Annotated in this window: 1 pseudogene; it reads right to left on the bottom strand. The window is 72.9% G+C overall.

What is annotated here, in order from left to right:
- A pseudogene (locus ACTVAJ_RS30265) lies at nt 1-7886 on the bottom strand (hypothetical protein); the annotation flags it as partial.
- Nucleotides 7887-8032: the final 146 nt, after the last annotated feature.

An 8032-nucleotide genomic window follows, 5' to 3' on the forward strand; every position in this document is an offset into this window, starting at 1 on the left:
GCGGTGGCGCCGCCGGGTGCGGTGAAGGCGTCCACGACCGACGCCTGCTCGTCGGACATGCTCGGCGGTGACATGGCCAGGGACAGGTACATCGCGCCCTGGCCCGGATACTCGAAGGACTGGCCCTCACGCATGCCCTGGGGTGGGGCGCCCTGGCCCCAGGCGTGGGGAGCGGGCCACGGGGTGGTGTCCGGCGTCTGTTCCGGACCCTGGTCGGTGGTCTGCTGCGGGGTGTCGCGGGTGGTCGGGGCGGTGGTGTCGGGGAAGGGCAGGTGGAGCAGTCCGTTGGGGTCGAAGAGTGGTTTGCCGTTGGTGAGGGGGCCGGTGGGTTCCTTGGGGTCCAGGCCGGGCAGCCAGGGCGGCGGTGCGGCGAGGCCGAACACGTCCCGCGGGCCGTCCTGGGTACCGTCGGTGTCGCCGAGTGGCCAGTCGGTGCCGTCGTCGTCGTGTGTTGCGGGCGGTGGCGGCGTACCCTGACCGGTTCCGCCCCGATCGGCGCCGGACCCCGGCGCACCTTCGCTCGGCGTCGCCCCGGCCGGGTGCGCAGAGGGGTCGACGAGGACGGTCATGACGGTGGGGCCGTGGTCATCCCGCCCGGTCGAGGGGGCCAGCAGACGCAGTACGTGCCTCTCCAGCCTCTCGGCCTCGCCCCGTGCGTCCTCGGCCTGTCGGTCCAGCCGGTCCGCCCGCCTCCGCAGGTCGTCGGCCCTGGCGCGGGCGTCGCGCGCTGTGGACCGGTGGGCGCTGACACTGTTCCGGGCGTCCTGGAGCTGCCGGTTCAGCGTGTCCAGCTGCTTCTGTGTGCGGCTGGCCTCGGCCTCCGCCTCCTCCAGCCCGGTGTCGAGGTCGTGGACCTGCCTCCGGGCCGACTCGGCGGCGTCCGCGGCCTCCTGGGCGGCGTGTCGCGCCTGCTCCGCCTCCTCGCCCATCGCGTCGGCCCGCTGCTGTGCCGTGTCGCGTTCCCGCTCCGCCTGGTCGGCCGCGTCCCCGAGTCCGCGCGCGTCCTGACCGAGTTCCTGGACCCGCTCCCGCGCGTCGGTGTCCTGGACCTGTCGGTCACGGAGTTCGGCCTCGCTCCGGCTGAGCACGGTCCTCAGGTGGGCGAGATCCTGGTCAGTGCGGTCGGAGGCACCGGGCGCGGAGGGTCCCGCCTCCCCTCCGGTGCTCCGGGCCGTGTCCTCCATCGCCTGGATCCGCTGACGCAGGGCGGTGGTCCTCCGCGTGAGCTGGGTGGTCTCCCGCAGTCGTGCGCCGAGCTCCCGTTGGGCGCCGGTGTGCCGGGTGACGGCGTCGTCGGCCTCGCGTCGTGCGCTTCGCGCCTCGGTCCGGGCCTCGGCGGCCGACGCCTCCAGTTCCCTGTGCCGACCGGCGCGTTCGCCAGCGCGCTCGGCGGCGGTTCCCGCGGTCGTTTCGGCCTCGTCGGCGGCCTCACGGGCGAGAGCGAGTTGGTCCCTGAGCTGCTTCCGTGCCTCCACGGCGGTGTCGCGGTCCTGGCGGGCGGCCGGGACGTCCCTCTCGTCCAGGCGTCGAACGACCCGCTCCAGTCGCGTGACGTTCGCGTCGGCTCCGCGGGCGTCGCGGAGGAGCTCCGGGATCCCCCGCCTGAGGTCCCGGGCCTGTCCGCCGCGCTCCTCGGCGCGGTCGCGCAGGCCCAGGGCCTGTTCCGACACGCGCTCGGCCTCGGCCAGGCGCCTGCGGGTCGCGTCGTCCGTCGGGGGAGTGCCGCCTCCCGGGGGTGTCGGCTCCACGTTCAGAGTCGACCGCAGGGCGCCGAGGAGGCCCGTACCGTCCCCCGCGGTCGTGTCCGGGGTCACGGTGGGCGCGTCGGAACCGGTCTCCGCCGACCGGGAGGCGGCCCCCTCCCCGTCCCGGTCCCGGACGGGCGCCTTCCCCTTGCCCTTCGGGTCCGGGATCCTCATGTCCCGGGGGTTCTCGATGATGTTCCTCGTGTTCCTGAGGATCGCCGTCCAGCGGTCGACGGCGTCGTCGAGGTCGGCCAGGGCCTGGTCGTACGCGGCCTTCTGCGTGTCGTACCGCTCCCGGGCGGCACCGCGGTCCGGGCCGTTGACGACGTCGTCGGCGAGCTGCTCCAGGGGGCGACGCGCGTCGGCGTAGGCCGCCTCCGCCTCCGCGAAGGCCAGACGTGCCTCGTACAACGTGTTCAGCGCCGGTCGGAGCCGGTCGGCCTGGGTCCGGGTGAGGACGCCCATCCTGATCGCGTCGGCCTCCGACACCCACCCGGAGAGCCGGACGGTCGTGTCCCCGAGCTGCCAGCGTCTGGGACTGTTCCCCTCGGGGCCGCGGTCGTCCGTGCCGCCGGTCAGGGCTGCCCACCGCGGAGGCTTCGAGGCCGCGCCGATGGCCCACGTCGTGTCGAACTCGACCAGGTAGGCGGTGCCCAGCCTGAGACGGTCGGCCTCCGGGTAGCGCTTGACCGGCTGGTCGGAGCCACCACCGGACCCCTCCGTGCGGGAGGAGCCGTAGCCCGGGGCGTTGCCGGTGTAGATGCCCTCGTGTTTGTCGTAGTCGTGGAGGGGCTCGGTGCTCAGGCCCATGGGGCGGAACGGGTCCGCGCTGCCCCCAGTGGTGGAGGACGCGCCGCGGTTGCGGCTGTCGGCACCGCCGGTGGTGAGGTTGTCGGTGAGCTTGGTGCCGGGGCTCGCGTCCAGGATCCTGGGGTCGGACACGTCCGGGAGCGCCTTGACACCCCAGTCGGTGCGGCCGAGGGTCAGCAGCGGGACGCCGTCGTCGTTGCGGGAGGCACTGGGGTAGAGCCCCTGGAGGGCGAGGTCGTCCAGGGTGCGGTCGATCGCGTTGGACCGGGTGTCGAGTTTGAGCTCCGCGGCGATGTGGGAGCGGGCGTCGCTGATCGCCTCGGGGGTGTAGGCGCCGTCCCGCACCGCGTCGGCGGGAGGTGTCCACTCCAGCGACTTGGCCAGGACGACGGCGGCGGTGTCCCGGATCGCCTGTCCGTGGTCCTGTACCGCGACCGGCAGGAACACGATGTCGTTCATGACCTCCGGCGAGGGGACGCTGCCCGGCGCCGCGGCGCCGCGGGTGTTCGTCGCCCAGGTCGTCATCATGTCGTACAGCGAAGCGAAACCCGTGTTCACGGGGTGCTCCGGAGCGGGGGAGCCCAGGCCGTCCCGGTTCCGGCCGCCGTGGTTCCGGCCGTTCTGGGACCGGCCGTCCCGGGCCCGGGGCCGGGTCCCGCGCGTGTCCGTCCCGTCGGTGGACGTGCTGGTGGCGGGAGGCTGGGCGAAGGCCAGATAGGAGAACAGGTACAGGGTCTCGATCTCACCGCCGTCGCCGCTGCCGGTGAACGCCGTGCGCGGCGCACCGCCGGAGCGGCTGTCGCCGGTCCGGTCCCCGGAGGTGCCGGAGACGGGCTCGGAGAGCTCCAGGGTGAGGCCGAGGTGCGCGTCCTGGATGATCTTGGCGTAGGGGACCTGCATCTGGATCTCGACCGTCCGGGTCGGCGAGTCCGAGCTGTTCCTGCTCGTGTTCTCACCCGAGCTCGTGTTCACCCCGGTGTTGGGCGCGACGAACAGAGGACGGCTGCCCGGCTGCCCCTCCGGACCGCTCTCGTCCCCGTCGTAGCCGGTCGGCTGGAGCAGGGTCACGTCCGCACCCGCCCCGATCGACGTGCCGCGGCTCTCGCCCCTCCCGCTGGTGTCCGTCCAGGTCCGCGACTCGATGTAGTCCCCCGCGAACGAGACGAACCGCGTGCGCGTCGTGGTGGCCCGCAGGTCCACGTACACCTTGGCGTCGGTGGCCGTCTTCAGCGTGCCTTCGGCCGGACGGACCCGGACCGGGACCGGGACCGCCTTCGCCGGGTTGTTGCCCAACTGCGTGGTCAGGGTGTGCAGGAGGTGCTCGCGGCTGTCGCCGGTCAGCTCCAGGCCCTCGCTCCCCAGGTCGTCGACCAGACGCTGGATCGCCGTGTTGGGGTCGGCCGGGCGCATCTGGCGGCCGGTGTTCTCGAAACCCGGCCGTACGACCAGATCGTTCGGCGCCTTCGGGTTGGGCTGGAAACCGAGGGCGGGCCCGCCCCCGGCGTCGTCGACCGCGTCCTGGACCAGGTGGGAGGCGTGGGCGTCGTGGGCGTGCACGTACCCCGAGAGCAGGTCGTCCACCGGGACCCGCCACCCCCGGTAGCGGATGTTCCACGGAAGGGTGGGGCCGATGCTCCAGTTCTTCAGGAACTCCAGGGCCTGGGTGATGTCACCGGACCCGCGGAACGCGTAGGACCACGCGACCTGCGGGATGAACAGCACCGACGAGGAGAAGCCGTGCGAGCGGGTGGTGGAGTCGGTCACGCTGCGGGGCGTGAAGCCGAACGCGGGGCCGCCGATGGGGATGGGGCGGACCGCCTCGCTGGGCAGGGAGTCGTCCGTGCCCGCGCGGTTGGGGTTGTCGGTTCCGCCCGCTCCGAGGCGCCCGGACCAGGTCGTGGATCGGAAGTCGTTGGTCGACAGGCTGACCTGGGCCCCGCTGTTCCACCAGATCTGCGCGTCCACGGGGAAGAAGACCGTCACCGACGTGAAGTTGACCAGGGTGGCGACGGTCGCCCGGATGTCGTGCGGCGAGAGGAACCCGCCGCTCATCTCCTGCCGGGTACGTGCCCCGGACGGTGAGGTGGCGCTGTGGTCGGTCGCGAGGGTCTGGCCCGACAGCCGGTTCTCGAACAGGAACCGGGAGGCGGGCTTGTGGGCGAGGAAGTTCTGGATCTTACGGGTGAAGTCGGGGGGCGTGCCGTCCGGGCCGGGGCCGAAGGCGCCGTAGGTCCGCGCGACCAGACCCATCCGGGCCCGGCCGTTTCCGAGGTCGGTGTTGACGAACTCGATGGTGGCGCCGTGCTTGAGGAGCATGTCGGCCCGGTGCCCCGCCATGTCCCGTCGCGGTCCGTGCGTGCCCTCCGCCGGGTTCGGCAGCAGCGTCACCGGATGGTCGGGAACGAAGCCGCGTCGGATGACGGCCGACGCCTCGTCGGCGCCGAGCAGCGTCACCGCCGGGGCCGCGTTCCGCCCCGGCGCGGATGTGCTGCCCGGGGCGGGTGCCGAGGTGTTGGCGGGTGCGGCGGTCGTGACCGGGGCGGGTGCCGGGGGCACACGCGGGGGTGCGGACACCTTGGGTGTGGTCACGGTGGTCAGGGTGCTCACGCCTCCGTCGCCGAGCACCGGTACGCCGCGTCGGCGCAGCGGGGGATCGTCGGGGACCTGCCCGAGGTCGTCGTGCTCGTACAGGCGGGCGTCGAACCTGGTCTGGCTGGTCCACACGTCGTTGCCACCGGAGAACATCACCCGGTCCTCGGCGGAGTGGGTGAGGCTCTGCCCAACACCGCGGCCGCTCCCGTGCGCGTAGGTTCCCGAGGCGCTGGGGGTGAACATCGTCGCCGGAACACCGCGTGCGTCGGCCCCGTCGTCCTGGCGGAGGTTCGCCCCCAGGCTCAGGGTGTACGAGTGTGTGTTCGAGCGGTTCGCCTCGGTGCTGGTCCCGGCCGCTCCGGCGACCCGTGTGCCGGAACTGGCGTCGGATTCGGCCGTGTGGCGCAGGGGGCCGAAGTCGGCGAAGACGCGCACGGTCACGAAGTCGGGGCGGACGATCTCCTCGCCCCTGACGGTGGAGGGTGGATCGACGAAGGCGGTCTCGACGAGGGGGACCGCGATGCCGTCCGCGGTGAGGTCGTCGCGGTTGCTCTTGAGGTTGGACTCGGAGACCGCGTCGAGGACCCGCATGGTGTTCTCACGCGCGACCTCGTAGTCGCGGCGCAGTCCCCAGTGCTCGCGGAAGGAGCGCTCGAAGTAGTCCGCGTTCTCGTTGCCGGGGCGGCGGGCGTAGTTTCCGCTCGTGCGTGCCAGCTCCGGGATGACCATGCCGGGGTGTCTTTCGGCGATGGAGGTCAGGATCCGGTGCCCCAGCTCCTGGTGGACGGTCCGCCCGTCGGAGTTGGCGGCGTTTCCGTGGGCGGGGCCCGCCGTGTGCGCGGGCCAGGTGAACTGCCGGATGTTCGCGCCGCTCAGGTCGGTGAGGCGCTCGCCCCGCAGGTTCGGGAACGGGGGGACCCTGCGTGGTACGGAACTCTGACCGGGGGTGGCGGTCCGGTCGCCGGTGGCCGTCGGGCGGCTTCCGGGCGGGTCGGCGAGGTCGCTCAGGGCCCGGGCGTCCTCCAGGGTCAGCAGGTCGACGGAGCTGCCGCGGAAGCGGTGGACGTCGGACTCGCCCTCGAACCGCACGTAGAAGTCCCGTTCGACGTCGTAGGCCGCGTACTGCGGTTCGCCGTGCGCGAAGCGGCTGGCCGTCGCGTTCTGGGTGCGGGTGTTCGCGGTGTTGGAGCCGTGCGTGAACGTGTACTCGAAGAAGGGGGCGTCGAAGCGGACGCTGCGGCCTCCCGGCAGGTCGATGTGGAAACCGAACCCGAAGCCGCCCGTGCCCGAGACGCCCTTGCTGCGGTTCACCGACGAGACGGTGCCCTTGGCGGAGGTGCTGTTGTGCAGCAGCTCGATCAACCGCGGCGAGTCGTCCTTGCGGCTGTAGGACGTGGGCACCGACCACATCGTCATCATCTTTCGGGTGCCGTCGGGGCCGGTGACGGTGAGGGTCGACGGTGTGCTGGTGATCTGCGGCAGGTGGTTCTGGATCTGGTCGGGGTGGAAGCCGCGCTCGATCTCCCCGCGGAACTCGTCCAACCGCCTCCGCTGTCGGGCCCTGCCGCCCGGCAGGTGCTCCGACACCCACTGCGAGACCCTCGTCGGGGGGTTGACCAGCAGGTGGTCGGCGATCCACCGCCCCAGTCCGGTGCGGGTGGAACCGGTACCGCCGTCCGAGCCGTCGGTGACCGGGGTGATGTCGCCGACCGAGACGGGGTGACCGACCCCGGCGTGGTTCACGACGGTGCGCGGCGGCTGACCGGGAGCGGGGGTCGGGCCCGTGTGCAGCCGGATGCTCCGCGGCATGTCCGGGTGCGCGACCACCTCACCGGGCAGGTTGAGGAAGAAGCCGTTGGTGGACCGGCCCCTGCTGGTGCGCGGTCGGGGAACGAGGGCGATGTCCGTACCGTCGGCCGGGGCGGCCGTCGTCGGCGGAGCGGCCGGGGGCCTGACCGTCAGGTCCATGTCCACGTCGGTGACGTAGAGTTCGGGCGCGTCCAACTGCCAGATCTCGGTGTCGCTGTTGGCGGAGCGCGAGGCGCCCACACCCGTACCGCGCACACCGGAGCCGTACCGTGCTCCGAAGGAGAACAGCGGACCCCACCTGGCCACGCCCCAGTCGGTCACGTAGGCGGGGCTGACGGTGAACTTGAAACCGGTGGACTTGTTCCCGCCGCGGGAGCCGCTGTCGTGGGCGTTGACGCCGATCCCCGCGGCCTGGGTGCGCAGGAACTTGGTCGGGGCGCTGTCACCCGCGGGACGGGTCGGGACGTGGCGGAAGCCGTCGTCGGACGGGGTCAGGGACAGGGTGGCCGACCACGTCCCCTCCGGGCCCTGGACCTGCACCGTGTGGCCACCGGGTACGAGGAAGGGGTCGGGCCCGTGGACCCGGAAGACCTCCGCGAACGCGTCCATGAACCGCTGACGGTCGTCGGCGCCCAGGGAGCCGATGCCGGAGAGGGTGTCGTCGACGAACGTGTCGACGTTCTCCGTACCGGCCATGTGCGGACCGACCAGGGCGGACGCGGTCAGATAGTTCAGTTGGCGGGTGGGACCGGAGCGGTCCGGGCGGAGGCTGCCCGGGTACTCGGTCCGGACCGGTGCGGGCGGCGTCGTCCCCTCGGCCGGGTTCGGTCGGGAGCGGGCGCCCTCCGGCGGCCGCGGTCGGGACACCGGGGCGGTGGTGCCGTCGCCGCTCGTGCCCGGCTGGGCCGGGTCGGGTGTGCGGGCGGTCATGACGGTGATGCCGTCGGTCAGTCCCGGGTGGGGTCGCGGTCCGGGCGGTGTCTCGTCAGTGTCGTCGGTGCGCGTCGCGGGTGCGGTGGACGCGGGTGGGAGTCCGCCCTGGCCGTGGCGGGGGTCGGAGCGCCAGTCGGGGGTCG

The sequence above is a fragment of the Nocardiopsis sp. KDC1DS13DA1 genome, assembly GCF_055632325.1.